Source organism: Ureibacillus endophyticus (assembly GCF_024159215.1).
In the GTDB taxonomy this organism is placed as follows: Bacteria; Bacillota; Bacilli; order Bacillales_A; family Planococcaceae; genus Ureibacillus; species Ureibacillus endophyticus.
Genome location: NZ_JAMYWW010000001.1, coordinates 2,437,595 through 2,455,912, shown reverse-complemented (window position 1 = coordinate 2,455,912; position 18,318 = coordinate 2,437,595). Strand labels below are relative to the sequence as shown.

Sequence of the window (18,318 nt, the reverse complement as noted above, 5' to 3'; positions counted from 1 at the left end):
TAATCATTCGTTTAATAGAGGTAAGAGGTGAGTGTATGAAATTTTGGATTGGTGGGGGAATTGTATTTCTATTATTAATTGGAAGTGGCTACACATGGCTGGGAGAAAAGATAGAGAAGGGCAAAACACCTGTTGCAGATGGTTCTAATGATTATTTAATAATTTTAGGTGCAAAAATTAAGCCAAATGGGGATCCCTCGCTATCATTAAAAAATCGTTTAGATGTAGCGATTGATTATTTGCAAAATCATAAGCATGTGCAAGTAATTGTTTCTGGTGGACAGGGAATCGATGAACCAGCAACAGAAGCATCTGTAATGGCACAATATTTAATCGATGCAGGAATTGACCCATTAAGAATACAAATGGAAGAAAAATCAACTTCAACTTATGAGAACTTATTATTTTCAAAAGACTTTTTACCAGAAGGAGTTAAAACTATTACGATTGTTTCGAATGATTACCATTTAGCAAGAGCGAAATTTTTAGCAAATGTTGTTGGTTTAGAAGCGGATGTATTAGCTGCAAAAACGCCTCGAAGTGTTGCGGTAAAATCTCATATTCGAGAACGGTTAGCATTATTAAAGACTTATATAATGGGTAAATAAAAAATCTTCCTCTTTCTTTTAAATTAGAAATAGGAAGATTTTATTTTTATTTTGAAATGATTTTCTCAATATCTTGAATTAGTTCAATGCATGCTTCTTTTGTTGTAGCCCAAGAAGTAACAAAGCGGATAGCAATTTTATCTTCTACTTCTCCCCATATTTCAAAATCATAAAGTTCTTTTAATTCCTCAACTTGATCTTTACTAAATATAGGGAAAATTTGATTTGTAGGTGATTCACTAAGTAAAGGTACGCCTAAAGTTTTAAGTTCATTACTTAAAAAATATGCAAGTTCGTTTTCATGTTTTCCCATTTCAAAATATAGATTATCTTGGAATGCACGTTCAAACTGAATGCCAATTGCAAATCCTTTTGCCAACATAGCAGTTTTATTTTTTATATGATGACGGAAATAAGGTTTAAATTGATCGTTAAAAATGACTATGGCTTCTCCACTCATCAATCCGATTTTTGTTCCACCAATATACATAACATCACATAGATCTTTTAACAAGTGAAACTCGACATCACTTGCTGCTAAACCACTTGAAAGACGAGCGCCGTCTATATATAAATAAAGATTATTTTCTTTACAGCAATCATATAAAGCTTTTAACTCTGAAACACTATATACAGTTCCAACTTCAGTAGATAGTGATATATAAACCATCCCGATTTTCACCATATGTTCATCTGTGTGAGTTTTCAGTGCATTGATGATATCAATCGGATATAATTTTCCATCTTGCCCTGGAACTGTATAGACTTTATGGCCAGTTGCTTCAATGGCCCCTGTTTCATGTACATTAATATGTCCAGATTCACAACTTAGTACCGCTTCATATGGTCGTAATATGTATGATATTACCGTTGCATTTGCTTGTGTTCCACCTGTAACAAAATGAATATCGCAATTATTCGTTTCCAATTTTTCTTGAATTAGCTTTTTCGCATTTTCACTATGTTTATCTAAGCCATATCCATTATTTTGTTCCTTTTGAGCTGCTATAAGAGCTTCAAAAATTTCGGGATGACATAATTCGCTATAATCGTTACGAAAACTATATTTCATTCTATTTTACCTCATTTTCTCTATATATGTATTTCATAGTATATCACTTCATTTTTCAACTGAATATCTTAACCTTTCAATGACGGTGTGACATAAATTTTACTAAAGTAACCAAACTAACAGCAAAGAAGGAGGAAAACGCATTGGCACAGGTAAATTTAAATAGTAAAGTGTTATCTATTTTAGAAAATAAAATTAAACTCATACAAAACGAAAAAGGTGCCATTTATTTAGTTGGTCCAGTAAACTTACCAGTTAATTTATATGGAAATACAGTTATTTTTCAGTGGTATTGTTGGTTAAATTGCGAAGAAGTGACGGAAGATTTTCAAAAGATTATTGATAAATTGTCTTCAGTAAATTTAGCAGAACGGCAGCAATCAAGTGTACTAGTTTATGGAGACTTTAAAAATGGGGAAGATGCAATTATTCGGTTGCATTCCATTTGTCATACCGGCGATATTTTTGGTAGTAAACGATGTGATTGTGGATACCAATTAAAAGAATCAATGAAAATGATTGTAGAACATGGAACGGGAGCATTGTTCTATTTAGCAAATCATGAAGGAAGAGGGATCGGACTATTTAGTAAAGCGATGGCTTATATTTTACAAGAAAATGGCTATGATACAGTGGATGCAAATCATATGTTAGGGTTTGTGAATGATTCACGAAATTACGATGATGCAATTCGTGTTTTACGAGCGTTAAGGATTAAACCAGTTACACTAATTACAAATAACCCTAAAAAAATAGAAGCATTACAAGCATCTGGGCTCCCTGTAGCAGGAAGGAAGCAATTGTGGGGCGATATTTCTGAACATAATAAAAATTACTTAAAAACAAAAATCAATCGATCTGGACATTTAAATGAAGATGGGACATGTTGTAATGATTGATTAATAAATAAAAGCCCTTCCAAATTTAAGGAAGGGTTTTTAGAAAAAGAAATTCTTTAAATGAATCGCTCTAGAGAAAACTCTAGCATCTCTCCCCATTTTGCTATAGGGGTTGATATATGGATATAAACAGCGCTGGAATAGTTCATCACAATATTTTTTATCTCCACAATATCTATAACATTCATCATGGTACTTACAACATGCATCTACTGGATTCGTCGGTGCTCCAGGTCCACTGCAACCAGGCCCACAATAACGATAACCAGGATAACAAAAACCAAATAAACGGGCCATCGTAACACCTCTATTTTCCATAATTATAACTATAAACTATGTAAAAAAAGAGAACAGAAAAGGGCAGATATATTAGTTTGTTGAGAGATTTTTATTTTGATAGAATAGTTAACATGTGTGTTTGAATAATTAATCATATCCCCCTCCACTCTCCGAACTGCTAGTGTCAAAGGACCAAAAAGAATCGGATGAACCAGAGTCATAACTGCTTCTTCTTGATTTTTTACGATCCCATTCTCTTTCCCGTGTCGTCATCTTAAACCATTTAAAAAAGTAAATGACATTCCCAATAATTTGTACAATAAGCAAAATTACAAAGAGTTCTCCCATACGTTTACCTTAATTTTTCTTCTATTTATCAATTATCTAGATTTGATATCTAATGTTGAAGGAACTAAAAAGGTAAAAAAAGAGAGCACAATCGTTGCGCTCTCCTTTAAGCTAACGACGATGCTCAACAAGGTCAATTGCCCCTAACACAATATGTGCTAAGCCGAATCCGAAAATAGTGTTTGCTAACATTTTGTTAGATCCACTTTTTTGTTTCATTGCGTATCCAGCAGCGGTAACAGCTGACCCTAATACTGTAGGGATTAAGCCTTCACGAATGTTATTCATTACATATCCCTCCACATCGTTGTTATAGGTGATAAAACACCTTTTTTATTATTTGTAATAACACTGTTTATATACAAACACTACTTAATTAATAGTTTTCTTGTTAAAAATATAAATATCGAATATGATTTGATTAACAAAGGAGGGTGAATATGGTAAATAATTATAAAAAGATTGCCGTTGCAATTGATTTTTCTGAACAATCCATCAAGGCATTTGAACGTGCAGTTGAAATCGCTAAAAATAATGAGGCAATTTTACAACTAGTAAATGTTGTTGATACTAAATCATTTGGTGCCATTGCTGCGTATGACTTAAAATACGCAGATCAATTAAAGAATGAAAGATTAGAAAAAATTGAGGCATTAAAAGGACAAGCTCTAACTACAGGGGTTTTGAATGTAGAAGTAAAAGTAGAGACCGGATCGCCAAAAGAAATTTTAACACAACTACCTGAAATCGATTTACTTATTTGTGGAGCAACGGGAGTAAACCAAATCGAAAAGTTAATTATTGGTTCTGTTGCTGAACGAATCCTTCGTTTTTCTAAATATGATGTTTTAATAGTTAGATAATGATATAAAACACCTTTTAATGAAGTCATTAAAAGGTGTTTTATTTCGTTAAATAGTATTCAATTGAAAATGAAGTTTACATATTTATGTCATGTTGCAACTTTTTTAATATATTATCAAAAAATCTTTAATTGGTAATTAATTATAATTTTATATCTGTAATAATTGAGTTCGAAATTAGTTGTTTCATAACATAATAACTATGAATTGATAAATTTTTTCTAGATTATACTATTTATTTCTAAGTTATAAACGTTATTAACTCAACATTCTTGATGATTAAAACGTTATAAAAACTGTATATACATAAGATGATTAAATTATTTTATAATAACTGATATCAATTTTCAGAATAATGTTGTATATAGTTGATTTTCGCGTTTATATAATTATCTTCTACTTATTGCAGATAAAATCTACTTTATAAAAATAATTTTTTCTGCAAAACTATTGATTTTCATATTTTATTAATGTTATCTTGGTAAAGTAGTTGTCACAACTTTTTCACATTTAGAAAGAAAGAGGGTAAGAGAGAAGATATGAAAAAAAATCGATGGCTAATTGCACTTTCTGCTATTGCAATCCACCTATCGATTGGCGGAGCTTATGCCTATAGTGTATATAAACTGCCAATTGTTACAGAAATGGGTTGGAGTGAAACGAATGTAACTGTGGCATTCACAATTATGATGGGGCTTGCTGGTTTTGCAGCGGCACTTTTTGGTAGTTTGGTAGAAAAATTAGGACCTAGAAAATCGGCGATGGTTGCAGCTGTTCTATTTGGAGCAGGACAAGCAGGTGCTGGACTTGCAATTTTAATGGATTCTGTAGTTTTATATTGGCTAACATATGGACTTCTTAGTGGATTAGGTATGGGGATAGGTTATATTGCGCCAGTATCGACATTAGTAAAATGGTTCCCAGATCGTCGTGGTTTAGCGACTGGTATGGCAGTATTAGGATTTGGTTCTGGAGCTTTAATCACTGCGCCGGTTGCAGCGAACTTAATGGAAGGCGTAGGAATTTCTACAACTTACTTTATTTTAGGGGCATCTTACTTTACGTTAATGATTTTAGGTGCATCTTATATCGCGCCCCCTGTACAAGGTTTTATGCCAGAGGGTATGAAAAATGCAGCTACTGCTGGTAAAACAAAAGTAAAACAAGATTTAGCACAAATGACGGCTAGAGAAGCTGTGAAAACAAAGTACTTCTGGATGCTTTGGGCAATGCATTTAGTGAATGTAACAGCTGGTATTATGATGATTTCTGTAGCATCTCCAATGGCACAGGAAATTGTAGGTTTATCTGTTGCAGGTGCAGCAGCGATGGTAGGTTTAATGGGAATGTTTAATGGTGGGGGACGCCTTATCTGGGCAGCGGTTTCTGACTATATTGGTCGTCCAAATATATTTGTCATCTTCTTCGTTATTCAAATCATTACATTTGCAGTATTACCATTTACAACAAACGTTTTATTATTCCAAGTTTTCATCTTCCTTGTAGTTAGTTGTTATGGTGGTGGTTTCTCGAACTTGCCAGCCTACGCAAGTGACTTATTCGGTACGAAACAACTTGGTGTTATTCATGGTTATTTATTAACAACTTGGTCACTAGGTGGAATTTTTGGTCCAATATTAGTGAATACAGTGAAAAATATGACTAATAGTTATATTCCTGTTTTCTATATCTTTACAGGACTAATTGCTATCTCATTATTAATTTCATTGTTGCTTCGTTCAGAAGTTAATAAAAAGAAAAAACAAATCGAAAAAGACAAAAAAGAAAAAGTTGGAGATCTCTCAACTACGTATTAATAAATATGGCAAAAAGGACCGAATAGTAGTCATTGGCAGATGGCTATTATTCGGTTTTCTAATGTTAAGAAAGAAAATAGTGTGGCTTATTGTTATATAACAACAGAATCGATTCCTTTATAATGTAATACAGATGTTATTTCAAGTCAACTTTAATGTATCAATTTTAAAAAAATTCATGTTGAACCAGAATATTTGTGTTTTAGTACAGGGAAAAAATAGTAAAATCCTATTCCTCATAGATCATTTTTTTCGTCATTCCACCATCTACAGTTATATTAGTTCCTGTTACGAAATCGTTTCGTTCATCGGTCAAATAGAAGCAAGCCTTTGCAATATCGATTGGCTGTCCAACTCTTCCGGAAAAATGCTGTTGATGATCAATTGGACGTAATTTTTCGTATTCTCCAGTTTCAATCCAACCAGGTGAAATACAATTTACTCGTATTTTGTTAGGTGCAAGGGAACTAGCTAGAGCATGTGTAAGTGCAATGATACCCCCTTTAGTAGCAGCGTAGGATTCAGTATTTGGTTCTGACATAAATGCTCTTGTAGAAGCCATCGAAACAATAGCCCCTCCATTTTGGTTTAATCGCATATATTTTGCAGCTTCCCGTGAACATAAAAAAACACTTCGCAAATTGGTATTGATTACATCATCCCAACTATCAATGTCTAAATCTAAAGGTGAGCAGATTTTAAAGACACCAGCATTATTAATTAATATATCGATGGTACTATATCGCTCGACGGTAGTTTTCATAAGATTTATGATATCAGCTTCCTGGCGAACATCGGTTTTTACAAAGGTAGTATTGTAACCTTGTTCCTTTAAATTATCATTAATTGCTTCTCCTAATTGTTCGTTCAGGTCGGCTAATACAACTTTAGCTCCTGATTTGGCATATTGAGTTGCAACCTCTTTTCCAATCCCTTGGGCAGCACCTGTGACAATAACAACTTTATTTTGAAACATATCTAACCTCCTAAGTTCATCCTTAATTTAATGTAATTAAAATAATATGTATTTACAAATTTCAGAACTGGTAATTAAAAATACACATAAAGTTTACAATTACTGTAAAATAATGAGATTATTCTCCTTTATAATGATTAGTAATAAATGGAAAAAAGGAGGGCTTTTATGAGAAGTAAAGTTGTATTCTTTGAAGTACAAGGTGGAAATGACAAAGGTGCAGATGGTTTTCGTAAAGATACGATGCCGATGGTGAATGCATTAAAGGAACGAGGCGTAGATGCAGAAGTTATTTTTTATGACAAAGCGCGAGAAGAAGAAATCTATAATTATGTATCTTTAAATGGAATTGCATATGTATCTCGCATTAATCCAGGTAATTTAAAAGAGGAACAAAGTTATTTTCAAATGCTTAGACGTCTTTGTGAAGATGGGGTGATCGGTATGCCACATCCTGATGCAATGATTGGATACGGATCAAAAGATGTTTTAGTTAAACTGAAAACAACTACATTAGTTCCGGATGATACATTTGCCTATTATGATAAGAAGAATTTTAGACAACAATTTCCGAAATCATTAGCTTATGGTGAACGAGTATTAAAACAAAATCGTGGATCGACTGGGGAAGGGATATGGCGTGTTCAGTTAGTTGAAGCGCTAGAGGGGCAAGATGAAGCGCCATTAGATGCCCAAATTAAATGTACGGAAGCAAAAGATAACCATGTTGAATATTGGCAACTCGGTGAATTCATTGATTATTGTGAACAATATATTGCTGGAGAAAACGGAATGATTGTGGACATGCGTTTTTTACCGCGAATTAAAGAAGGAGAAATCCGTCTATTTATGCTGCGCGATAAACCATTTTATGTTGTTCATAAAAAACCAGCAGAAACTGAAGATGCATTTAGTGCCACTCTTTTCTCAGGAGCTGAGTACCGTTATGATACACCTGAACAATGGTCAAATCTTGTAGAAAGTTTTTTAAGCCAATTACCTGAAGTACGTTCATTACTTGGCAATTATGATCTACCTCTCATTTGGACAGCGGACTTTATACTAGATACAAATGAAGCTTTAGAAGATGAATATATATTAGGTGAAATGAACTGTTCTTGCGTTGGGTTTACTTCGCAATTAGAACTTGCCTATGATGTGGCAGAAGAAATTATTGCAGCAATTAAGGAAAATACACTAACTGTATAATTTATTTAGAAGGAGAAAGTTGTAAATAACTTTTTCCTTTTTATGTCTATCTGTATATTCTTTGTATTATAGTAATTACGGATAGGGGTGTTTTATGGGGAGGGGCAAAAGAGTTCGATATTATGATTACGATTGGATTAAAGTAATCGCAACATTAGGAGTATTTTTGTATCACTGTTCAATGTTTTTTAATCCGTTTCCTTGGCATGTTAAAAATAATGAAGTAGATACAAATGGGATACTCGTATTTTCGTTATTTTTAGGAGTATGGCTAATGCCGTTATTTTTTGCTATCTCAGGAATTAGTGTTACTTATTCCTTAAACAATCGAAGTACATCAAATTTTATTAAAGAGAGACTTGTTCGATTAGGTGTACCATTGTTATTCGGGATGTTTATATTATCCCCACCACAAGTCTATATCGAACGGGTGACAAATTATCAATTTTCAGGATCATTCATAAATTTTATTCCGCATTATTTTGATGGATTATATTTAGATATTGGTGGAAGGGGAAATTTTGCTTTTTCGGGACTGCATCTTTGGTATTTACTTGTACTACTTGTTTATTCAATCATTTCCGTCCCATTATTTAAAACAATAGCTAGGAGAAAGTTTAGAAAAAGTTTATTTGTTTTACTTCCGTTTCTGTTATTTTTATCGGGTGTGATTGAAACAATGGGTATTGGTGGATGGGATATTATATTTTATTTCATGACATTCATATTTGGATATTACTTTTTATCGAGTCCTGAGTTCAAACCTGCATTAGTGTCATCGTTTAAATGGATATTGCCTATAGCACTATCAACTTCCGTTATCTATATTGTTTGGTTTATGATTGCTTTCCCAAAAGAAAATAGTATACAAGATATTATTTTTTATGCAGTGAAAACAGTCAATTGTTGGAGTTGGATATTAGTCATTTTTTATTTAGGTAATAAGTATTTAACTTTTTCAAATAATTTTTTGAAGTATACAAGTGAAGCATCGATGCCTTTTTATGTATTGCACCAGCCAATCATTGTTGCTGTTGGATATTTTATTTATGAGCTTTCATGGCCTATTGCTATAAAAGCATTCGTTTTAATTACAACATCTTTTATCCTTATTATGCTTTTATATCATTTTGTTATTAGAAATGTGGAGTTGTTACGCTTACTGTTTGGATTAAAGGGTTAAATAGTAAAAGGATAGAAGACTCGTTTTGTCTCCTATCCTAAAGATTATCTTTCATCATGTGGGCTTACTTGTAATGGTGGGGGTACTAACCAACCTCTTGCTTTATTTAGTCTTAATAATTTTGCACCCAGTTGAGCTTTAGCCATATGGAACTGACCATACATATAGGCAATATCTTCACGAGTTGACATCCCCATTGCCGTACTACAAGCAACGAGGCCAGCAGCTACATCGGCTGATAATTTTGCACTGATTTCTGGGTCCATAAACTTTGCCCCTACTGGAATGTCATCACGTCTCGCATTTGGTCGTTCAGGCGGTGCAGGAGGTAAGCCAACACCATTTACTTTTAAGATTTCTTTTAGTTTTTTATTTTCTTCCTCAATACCCACAATAGCTTCTTCTAATATTTTTAATAATTCTTGATCTCCAGTATGGTTATAAAGTGTTTGATAGGCAGCAACCATACCATTGTTTGATAACAGATGTGACCAAATTGTAAATACTTCCCCATAATGTAATGGCTCTTCTTTTGGATTTCTACTCATAATACCCATCTATACCACTCCTTGTTTAATTGTACAGAACTAGCCTAGACAAGTATCAAATAATTATACATGTTAGAAGGAATTCAATTTATGGAATAGAAAATAAAAGAGATAGAAAATAAAAAATTATCAAAAATTGGGGAGGGTGTTATGAAAAAGATATTAGTGCTAGGTGGAACACGTTTTTTTGGTAAAAGACTAGTGGAACTTTTAATAGAAGATGGTTTTGATATCACTATCGCAACGCGCGGTATCACTCCGCATCCATTTGGAGACAAAGTACAACAAATCATTGTCGATCGTACTGACTCCGAGGAATTTAAAACAGTATTTGAAAATACCTCTTGGGATGTCATCTTTGATAATATTTGTTATTCTCCAAATGAGGCGTTGACTGCTTGTGAAGTATTTAAAGGTAAAACAAAGAAGTACATATTCACTTCTACATTGAGTGTCTATGATGGATTATTGGGAAAAGAGCTAACTGAAGAAGATTTTAATCCATATACCTATAAAATTCGCTATGGTAATAGCCAAGATTTTTCTTATGGGGAAGGAAAGAGGTTAGCTGAGGCTGTATTTTTCCAAGAAGCAACTTTTCCTATCGTAGCTGTTCGTTTTCCAATTGTATTAGGATTAGATGATTATACAAGACGTTTACATTATCATATTGAACGCGTCATAGAAGGAAAGCCAATTCATTTTATTAATCTAGATGCACGAATGTCTTTTATTTCATCAGATGATGCGGCTAAATTTTTAAAATTTGCCTTTTTATCAGATATTGAGGGGCCATTTAATGCCACATCAACAGGCACTATATCTATGCAAGAATTAATGGTTTTAATTGAAAAGATGGTAGGGAAAAAAGCCAATATAGTGGTTGAAGAAGATAACGAAAGTACTTCACCCTTCTCTTTACCAGATGATTGGTATATGTCTCAAGTGAAATCCATGAATGCAGGTTTTACATGTGAGACATTACTTAATTGGTTACCATCTTTAATTCTTGACATTACAAAAGAAAATAATTAATTAAATGGCTTGGAGATAAAGGTTCTTCAAGCCTTTTTCTCGTAAATTAGAACGAATATTATGCTTAAGTAATTTATAAATGACCGATTAAAAATGTATTTTGAAGGCAAATACTTGGTTAACTTAGTACAATTTTGGCAGAATTAATGAGGAGATTTGCAGAAATGGTAAATAATTCGAATCTCAAAATAATTGTATTGTTCTGATGTTCAATAAAAGGTAAAATGAAGAAATACTATGGAAATATTTTGTAGACATCCGGGAGTGAGAAGTTTTGAAAAGAAAACTAAAAAAATACACAACATTCGATAATGTCGTAATATTTCCTGGGACGGTTGAAAGATTAATCCAAAAAGCTCATGAGTATGTTGAAAGTTATCAATATCATTTAGCAAATGAAACCTTTGAAGAAGCTCTGAAGTATAGTGAAGGTGACGAATTTACCTTAAGTGTTTACGCATACTCCCTATATGAAACGAAATCTTTTGAAAGAGCGAAGGAAATTTGTGAAAGGGTTTTAAGTTTAGGCCCCACGATGTATTTAGAAATAATGGAATTATATTTAACTGTTTGTATGCAGTTAAAACAATATAAACAAGTCGAACAAATTATTACGTCTCTTATCGAAGAAGGTGCTATACCTAACGATAAAATAGAGAAATTTCAACGGCTAAAAGAACTTAATGCAAATATTGCTGAGAATAAAAATCAGCAAGAAGACATTAGCAATAATGTGCGGAATGAAGTTGATGCTGATGCATTTTCTATAGATAATTTTTTGTCTTTACCACCAACAGAACAGTTAAATAAAGTTCATGAATTAACTACAACAAATATCCGTCCATTAGTAACGCAATTAAAATCAATTATAGAGTATGAACAAACCCATCCTTTTATTAAAAGCATTATTTTAATTTTACTTGTAGAACAAGAAGTAAATGTAGAAATAAGATTATCTAAATTAGATAAAAGCAGCGTAGTTAATCCAAGTACTTTAGAACTACCAACTAAATTACCGCATTTTATCAATATAACGAAAATGATTTCAGAAAAACTACAGAAAGAACCGTCAACATTAGAAATGGTTGAATATTTAATTGCGAAACATGCAATTGTAACCTATCCATTTGAGTGGTTGGAATATGATGATGAAGATGTTGCGTTAGCGTATATTGATTTTGTAAGAACAATGTTTGGTAGTGTACAAGAGATGGATTACGAACTTGTCCAATTTTTACAGATGCTTGAAAAGTTAACAGAACTACAAGAAGTATGAAAAAAGTTGAAACTATTGTAGACTATGTTATACTAAAATGGTTGTCAAAATCGTATAAACGAGTAGTTTGTCTAACAATTGTAAACTATTTTTGGAGGTATTATAAATGTCAGCAAAATGGGAAAAGCAAGAAGGAAATGTTGGTACATTAACAATCGAAGTACCAGCTGAAGAAGTAAATAAAGCATTAGATAAAGCATTTGCAAAAGTAGTAAAAACAATCAACGTACCTGGTTTCCGTAAAGGTAAAATGCCTCGTCCGTTATTTGAAAAACGTTTCGGCGTAGAAGCTCTTTACCAAGATGCTTTAGAAATTTTAGTTCCAGATGCGTACTCAAACGCAATCGACGAAACTGGTATTATTCCAGTAGATTACCCAGAAATCGATGGAACTGAAAACTTTGCAAAAGGCCAAAACTTTACTTTTACTGCTAAAGTAACTGTTAAACCAGAACCAAAACTTGGTGAATACAAAGGTTTAGAAGTTAAAAAAGCTTCAGTTGAAGTAACTGACGAAGAAATCGAAGCGAAAATCCAAGAACAATTAGCTCGTAAAGCTGAGTTAGAAATCAAAGAAGACGAAGCGATCGTTGAAGGTGATACAGCTGTAATCGACTTTGAAGGCTTCCAAGATGGTGTAGCATTCGAAGGTGGTAAAGGTGAAGATTACCCACTAGAAATCGGTTCAGGTTCATTCATTCCTGGATTTGAAGAACAATTAGTAGGTTTAAAAGCTGGAGAATCTAAAGATGTTGTAGTAACATTCCCAGAAGAATACCATGCAGCAGAATTAGCTGGTAAAGAAGCTACTTTCAAAGTAACTGTTAAAGAAGTTAAAACTAAAGTATTACCAGAATTAAACGATGAATTCGCTAAAGAAATCGATCCAGAAGTTGAATCTTTAGAAGCATTACGTGCTAAACTTAAAGAACAAACTGCTGAACAAAAGAAAGCTGATGCTGAAAGCTCATTACGCGATGAGTTAGTGGAAAAAGCTTCTCAAAACGCAGAAATCGACATTCCAGAATCAATGATTCATAACGAAATTCACCGCATGATCGATGAGTTCGCTCAACGTTTACAAATGCAAGGTATGTCTTTAGATCTTTACTACCAATTCTCTGGTCAAAATGAACAAGCTCTTCATGAGCAAATGCGTCCAGAAGCTGAAAACCGCGTACGTGTTTCTTTAACTTTAGAAGCAATCGGTAAAGCAGAAAATATCGAAGTAACAGAAGAAGATATTAACGCTGAATTAGAAAAAATGGGCGGTCAATTCGGTATGACAAATGAGCAAATCATTTCAGCTTTAGGTGGAAACACTGAAATTCTTGAAAATGATATTCGCACTCAAAAAACTGTAGAATTTTTAGTTGAAAACGCTAAAATTACAGAATAATTTCTAAACCAATTCAAAATACTAGTAGAATTTTGAAATAATGTTACAATAAAATTCATGTAAAACAAGGTACGGCGTTTTACCGTGCCTTGTTTTAACATACTAATACATAAACATAAATTGCTTATAATAATTATATTATGAGCAAACTCGAAACAATCTATTTGATTAAGGCTTAAGAATCTTGTAAGATTGTTGCTTGAATAGGGGTGAAGCAAATTGTTCAAATTTAATGATGAAAAAGGCAATTTAAAGTGCTCTTTTTGTGGAAAACCGCAAGAACAAGTACGTAAATTAGTAGCTGGACCAGGTGTATATATTTGTGATGAATGTATAGAGCTATGTTCTGAAATCGTAGTTGAAGAACTTGGAGTAGAAGAAGAAATCGATTTTCAAGATATTCCAAAACCAAAAGAAATATTATCAATTTTAGATGAATATGTTATTGGACAAGAGCGCGCCAAAAAAGCACTAGCCGTAGCTGTGTACAATCACTATAAGCGTATAAATTCAAACAGTAAAATAGATGATGTAGAGTTAGCAAAATCAAATATTGTTTTAATCGGACCAACTGGTAGTGGTAAAACTTTATTAGCACAAACATTAGCACGTATTTTGAATGTGCCATTTGCAATTGCCGATGCGACATCTCTAACAGAAGCAGGTTATGTTGGTGAAGATGTAGAGAACATTTTATTAAAACTGATTCAAGCTGCAGATTATGATATTGAACGTGCGGAAAAAGGAATTATTTATATCGATGAGATTGATAAAGTAGCACGTAAATCTGAGAATCCTTCAATCACTCGTGATGTATCAGGTGAAGGTGTACAGCAAGCATTACTTAAAATTCTTGAAGGTACTGTAGCAAGTGTTCCTCCACAAGGTGGACGTAAACACCCTCATCAAGAATTTTTACAAATAGATACAACAAATATCTTATTTATTGTTGGTGGAGCATTTGACGGTATTGAACAGATTATTAAACGTCGTCAAGGTCGAAAAGTAATTGGTTTCGGTTCTAATCCAACAAAACAAGATGATGACAATGTATCATTACTTTCTCAATTAATTCCTGAGGATTTACTAAAATTCGGTTTAATTCCAGAGTTTATTGGACGTTTACCAGTATTAGCATCCTTAGAACAATTAAATGAAGAAGCATTAGTGAGAATTTTAACTGAGCCAAAAAATGCTTTGGTGAAACAATATCAAAAAATGCTTGAACTTGATAAAGTGGAGTTAGAATTTGAAGAAGAGGCATTAAAAGCTATTGCTAAAGAAGCAATCGAACGTAAGACAGGTGCACGTGGTTTACGCTCTATTATTGAGTCAACAATGTTAGATATGATGTATGAACTTCCTTCTCGTGATGATATTGCAAAATGTATCGTAACAGAAGAAACGATTACTGAGAAAGCTACACCAAAGTTAATTCTAACTGATGGTACTGAATTGAATAAAAAAGGCAAAAAAACTTCAGCATAAATAGCTTAAGTTCAGCGTTGAATAAAACAGTAATAAGCTGACTTCGAACATGCGTTAATCCGCTAGGTCGTAAGTCAGTTTTTTTTCAAATTTCTTCATTACCAAGATTTACATACAAATATTATTTTTTTCTTTACATAATAAATAGTAATACCATCTTTTTTTAACGAAGGATTTGAAATTAAAATTTGCAAAAATTACTATGATTATGTAAGTGAAATGTTTTGTTTTTATCACATACTATGGACGCGGGTTAATACGGAAAATCTGGATGGAGGTGAACGCCCGCATGAGCAATACGAAAACAAATATTCCATTGTTACCTTTACGTGGCTTATTAGTATACCCTTCAATGGTTTTACATATTGATGTTGGTAGAGCTCGTTCTGTTGCTGCATTAGAGCACGCAATGATGAATGAAAATTTAATATTCTTAGCAACGCAAAAAGACTTACGTGTAGAACAACCTAAACAAGAAGAATTATATTCAATCGGTACACTCGTGAATGTAAAACAAATGTTAAAGTTACCGAATGGTACTTTACGAATCTTAGTTGAAGGTATTAGCCGAGCAAAAATTACAAATTACACAGAAGAAAAAGATTTCACTGTAGTTGATTTAGAACTACATGAAGATGATACAACGAAAGATGTTGAAATCGAAGCTTTAATGCGGACACTAATAAGTTATTTCGAGAAGTATGCAAAGTCTTCGAACAAAATTACAACAGAAACAATTGATTCTGTTGTAGACATTGATGAACCTGGCCGTTTAGCTGATATCATCGCTTCCCATTTACCATTTAAAGTTGCTGAAAAACAAGAAGTATTAAGCATTTTTAATATTAAAAAACGATTAGATCATTTAATTATCCGACTTCATGATGAGCAAGAAGTATTGAATCTTGAAAAGAAAATTAACTCAAAAGTGAAGCAAGCAATGGAACGCACGCAAAAGGAATACTATTTGCGTGAACAAATGAAAGCGATTCAGGCGGAGTTAGGTGACAGAGAAGGAAAGACTGGTGAAGTAGCTGATTTACGAAAACGTATTGATGAAACAGGAATGCCAGAATCAGTTAAAAAGACGGCATTAAAAGAATTAGATCGTTATGAAAAACTACCTGCAGCAAGTGCTGAAAGTGGTGTTATTCGAAACTATATCGAATGGCTAATTACGATTCCTTGGACAAAAACAACTACAGATCGACTTGATATACACCACGCTGAAGAAATATTAAATCGAGATCATGATGGTCTTGAAAAAGTAAAAGAACGTATTTTAGAGTATTTATCTGTTCGTCAACTCATGAATTCAGTACGTGGTCCGATTTTATGTCTTGTTGGTCCGCCAGGGGTTGGTAAAACGTCCTTAGCGCGTTCTGTTGCAGAAAGTTTAGATCGTAACTTTGTTCGTATCTCATTAGGTGGAGTTCGTGATGAGTCTGAAATTCGTGGTCACCGTCGTACGTATGTAGGGGCTATGCCTGGGCGTATTATTCAAGGCATGAAAAAAGCTGGAACGATTAACCCAGTATTCCTTTTAGACGAAATCGATAAAATGTCTAATGATTTCCGTGGAGATCCTTCTGCAGCGATGCTAGAAGTTTTAGACCCAGAGCAAAACAATTCATTTAGCGATCATTATATTGAAGAACCTTACGACTTATCTCAAGTTATGTTTATAGCGACTGCAAACGATTTAAGTACAATTCCTGGACCGTTACTTGACCGAATGGAAGTAATCACAATTCCAGGGTATACTGAAATTGAGAAAACTTTAATTACGAAAAATCATTTAATTCCGAAACAAATTGAAGAAAATGGCTTAAAGAAATCCCAACTGACTATAAAAGATGAAGCAATTATTGATTTAATACGTTATTATACTCGTGAGGCTGGGGTTCGTAACTTACAACGCCAAATTGCAGCATTATGCCGTAAAGCTGCAAAAATCATTGTTTCTGGAGATAAAAAACGAGTTACGGTAAATTCAAAAGTGTTAGAAGAAATGCTTGGAAAACATCGTTACCATTACGGTCAAGCGGAAACTGAAAACCAAGTTGGTGTAGCAACAGGTTTAGCTTATACAACTGTAGGAGGAGATACTTTACAAATCGAAGTGTCACTAACTCCAGGAAAAGGTAAACTGATGCTAACAGGTAAGCTTGGAGAAGTAATGAAAGAATCTGCTCAAACTGCATTGAGTTATGTTCGTTCATTATCCGACAAACTAGCAATTGATTCAGATTACTTTGAACAACATGATATTCATATTCACGTTCCAGAAGGTGCAGTACCGAAAGATGGTCCTTCAGCAGGGATTACGATGATGACGGCATTAGTATCAGCAATTGCAAATAAAGCAATAAAACGTGAGATTGGTATGACTGGTGAAATCACATTACGTGGAAGAGTATTAGCAATTGGTGGTTTAAAAGAAAAATCATTAGGTGCTCACCGTGCTGGATTAACAACAATTATTATTCCAAAAGATAATGAAAAAGATATTGATGAAATTCCGGAAAGTATTCGCGAACAGCTTACTTTTAAACCGGTGTCATCGGCAGAAGAAGTGCTTAAAATAGCACTTGTTGGAGGTTTTGAATAAATGAAAGTCCACAACGTAGAAATGGTCATCAGTGCTGTTAAACCAGAACAATATCCAGAAGATGGACTGCCAGAATTCGCTTTAGCAGGAAGATCAAATGTGGGAAAATCATCGTTTATTAATAAGATGATTGGTCGTAAATCAATGGCAAGAATTTCATCAAAGCCAGGTAAAACTCAAACATTGAACTTTTACAAAATTGAGGATCAATTATTTTTTGTAGACGTTCCAGGATATGGTTATGCAAAAGTATCAAAAACAGAACGTGAAGCCTGGGGAAAAATGATTGAAAAATATATAACAGCGCGTAAAGAGTTACGTGCTGTTATCCTTATTGTTGATTTACGACACGCACCTACAAATGATGATGTAATGATGTATGATTTCTTAAAATACTACAATATCCCAAGTATTGTTATTGCAACGAAGGCAGATAAAATTCCAAAGGGTAAATTAGACAAGCATAAAAAAGTAGTAAAAGAAACATTGCAAATGGGTAAAAATGATCCACTTGTTGTCTTTTCATCTGAAACTGGTCATGGCTTTGACCAAGCTTGGGCAGAAATTGAAAAACGCATGGGCTAATTTCTACATACTTCTTTATTAAAGATGGTTTATTAATACTGGCTTTATAGTCAGTTTTAATAAAGCATCTTTTTTTGTTATACTAAAATTAATGGAAATTTTGGGTGAAAAGTGGATTATAT

General features: G+C 33.4%; 17 protein-coding genes. 12 read left to right on the top strand and 5 right to left on the bottom strand.

What is annotated here, in order from left to right:
- Positions 1 to 35: 35 nt before the first annotated feature.
- A complete protein-coding gene (locus NKR20_RS12070) occupies positions 36 to 608 on the top strand; it encodes a YdcF family protein (protein ID WP_121212788.1) in 573 nt (190 codons plus the stop codon).
- A 46-nt stretch (positions 609 to 654) separates the two neighbouring features.
- On the opposite strand, the gene NKR20_RS12065 is transcribed toward NKR20_RS12070, so the two are convergent.
- Positions 655 to 1,680: a threonine aldolase family protein gene (locus tag NKR20_RS12065; protein WP_253426939.1), complete on the bottom strand. Its 1,026-nt coding sequence runs from the start codon at positions 1,678 to 1,680 to the stop codon at positions 655 to 657.
- Positions 1,681 to 1,823: 143 nt separating this feature from the next.
- On the opposite strand from NKR20_RS12065, the gene NKR20_RS12060 reads away from it, so the two are divergent.
- A complete protein-coding gene (locus tag NKR20_RS12060; protein WP_253426938.1) occupies positions 1,824 to 2,579 on the top strand; it encodes a GTP cyclohydrolase II in 756 nt (251 codons plus the stop codon).
- A 39-nt stretch (positions 2,580 to 2,618) separates the two neighbouring features.
- On the opposite strand, the gene NKR20_RS12055 is transcribed toward NKR20_RS12060, so the two are convergent.
- Together NKR20_RS12055 and NKR20_RS12050 are read right to left on the bottom strand one after the other, a co-directional pair.
- Positions 2,619 to 2,876 carry a Parvovirus coat protein VP1-like protein gene (locus NKR20_RS12055; protein ID WP_121212791.1) on the bottom strand — a complete coding sequence of 86 codons (258 nt, stop codon included), beginning with the start codon at positions 2,874 to 2,876 and terminating at the stop codon, positions 2,619 to 2,621.
- 441 nt (positions 2,877 to 3,317) lie between these two features.
- Positions 3,318 to 3,494 carry an asparagine synthase gene (locus NKR20_RS12050; protein ID WP_121212792.1) on the bottom strand — a complete coding sequence of 59 codons (177 nt, stop codon included), beginning with the start codon at positions 3,492 to 3,494 and terminating at the stop codon, positions 3,318 to 3,320.
- A gap of 152 nt (positions 3,495 to 3,646) precedes the next feature.
- On the opposite strand from NKR20_RS12050, the gene NKR20_RS12045 reads away from it, so the two are divergent.
- Entirely contained in the window at positions 3,647 to 4,069 is a 423-nt protein-coding gene (locus tag NKR20_RS12045; RefSeq protein ID WP_121212793.1) for a universal stress protein, read from the top strand.
- Between the two features lie 539 nt (positions 4,070 to 4,608).
- Entirely contained in the window at positions 4,609 to 5,886 is a 1,278-nt protein-coding gene (locus tag NKR20_RS12040) for an L-lactate MFS transporter (RefSeq protein WP_121212794.1), read from the top strand.
- A 229-nt stretch (positions 5,887 to 6,115) separates the two neighbouring features.
- On the opposite strand, the gene NKR20_RS12035 is transcribed toward NKR20_RS12040, so the two are convergent.
- The gene (locus NKR20_RS12035; RefSeq protein ID WP_253426937.1) at positions 6,116 to 6,862 is read right to left on the bottom strand and encodes a glucose 1-dehydrogenase; all 747 of its coding nucleotides are present in this window, start codon (positions 6,860 to 6,862) and stop codon (positions 6,116 to 6,118) included.
- Between the two features lie 168 nt (positions 6,863 to 7,030).
- Between NKR20_RS12035 and NKR20_RS12030 the strand changes: the two genes are divergently transcribed.
- Together NKR20_RS12030 and NKR20_RS12025 are read left to right on the top strand one after the other, a co-directional pair.
- Positions 7,031 to 8,071 (top strand): Cj0069 family protein, encoded by a 1,041-nt coding sequence (locus NKR20_RS12030; protein ID WP_253426936.1) that lies wholly within the window; start codon positions 7,031 to 7,033, stop codon positions 8,069 to 8,071.
- Positions 8,072 to 8,165: 94 nt separating this feature from the next.
- Entirely contained in the window at positions 8,166 to 9,254 is a 1,089-nt protein-coding gene (locus NKR20_RS12025) for an acyltransferase family protein (protein WP_253426935.1), read from the top strand.
- A gap of 44 nt (positions 9,255 to 9,298) precedes the next feature.
- Here the strand turns inward: NKR20_RS12025 and NKR20_RS12020 are convergent, their stop codons facing one another.
- Positions 9,299 to 9,811: a DUF3231 family protein gene (locus tag NKR20_RS12020; RefSeq protein ID WP_121212799.1), complete on the bottom strand. Its 513-nt coding sequence runs from the start codon at positions 9,809 to 9,811 to the stop codon at positions 9,299 to 9,301.
- Positions 9,812 to 9,952: 141 nt separating this feature from the next.
- Here NKR20_RS12020 and NKR20_RS12015 point away from each other — a divergent pair, with 141 nt between their 5' ends.
- The 6 genes from NKR20_RS12015 (at position 9,953) to yihA (ending at position 18,196) form a co-directional block, all read left to right on the top strand.
- Positions 9,953 to 10,837 (top strand): NAD-dependent epimerase/dehydratase family protein, encoded by an 885-nt coding sequence (locus NKR20_RS12015; protein WP_121212800.1) that lies wholly within the window; start codon positions 9,953 to 9,955, stop codon positions 10,835 to 10,837.
- Between the two features lie 274 nt (positions 10,838 to 11,111).
- Positions 11,112 to 12,113: a tetratricopeptide repeat protein gene (locus NKR20_RS12010; protein WP_121212801.1), complete on the top strand. Its 1,002-nt coding sequence runs from the start codon at positions 11,112 to 11,114 to the stop codon at positions 12,111 to 12,113.
- Between the two features lie 106 nt (positions 12,114 to 12,219).
- On the top strand, positions 12,220 to 13,512 hold the full coding sequence (tig, locus tag NKR20_RS12005) for a trigger factor (RefSeq protein ID WP_121212802.1): 1,293 nt from the start codon (positions 12,220 to 12,222) through the stop codon (positions 13,510 to 13,512).
- A 219-nt stretch (positions 13,513 to 13,731) separates the two neighbouring features.
- Positions 13,732 to 15,000 (top strand): ATP-dependent protease ATP-binding subunit ClpX, encoded by a 1,269-nt coding sequence (gene clpX / locus NKR20_RS12000; protein ID WP_253426934.1) that lies wholly within the window; start codon positions 13,732 to 13,734, stop codon positions 14,998 to 15,000.
- Between the two features lie 289 nt (positions 15,001 to 15,289).
- Positions 15,290 to 17,611 carry an endopeptidase La gene (gene lon / locus NKR20_RS11995; protein WP_121212804.1) on the top strand — a complete coding sequence of 774 codons (2,322 nt, stop codon included), beginning with the start codon at positions 15,290 to 15,292 and terminating at the stop codon, positions 17,609 to 17,611.
- Positions 17,612 to 18,196 carry a ribosome biogenesis GTP-binding protein YihA/YsxC gene (gene yihA / locus NKR20_RS11990; protein ID WP_253426933.1) on the top strand — a complete coding sequence of 195 codons (585 nt, stop codon included), beginning with the start codon at positions 17,612 to 17,614 and terminating at the stop codon, positions 18,194 to 18,196.
- Positions 18,197 to 18,318: the final 122 nt, after the last annotated feature.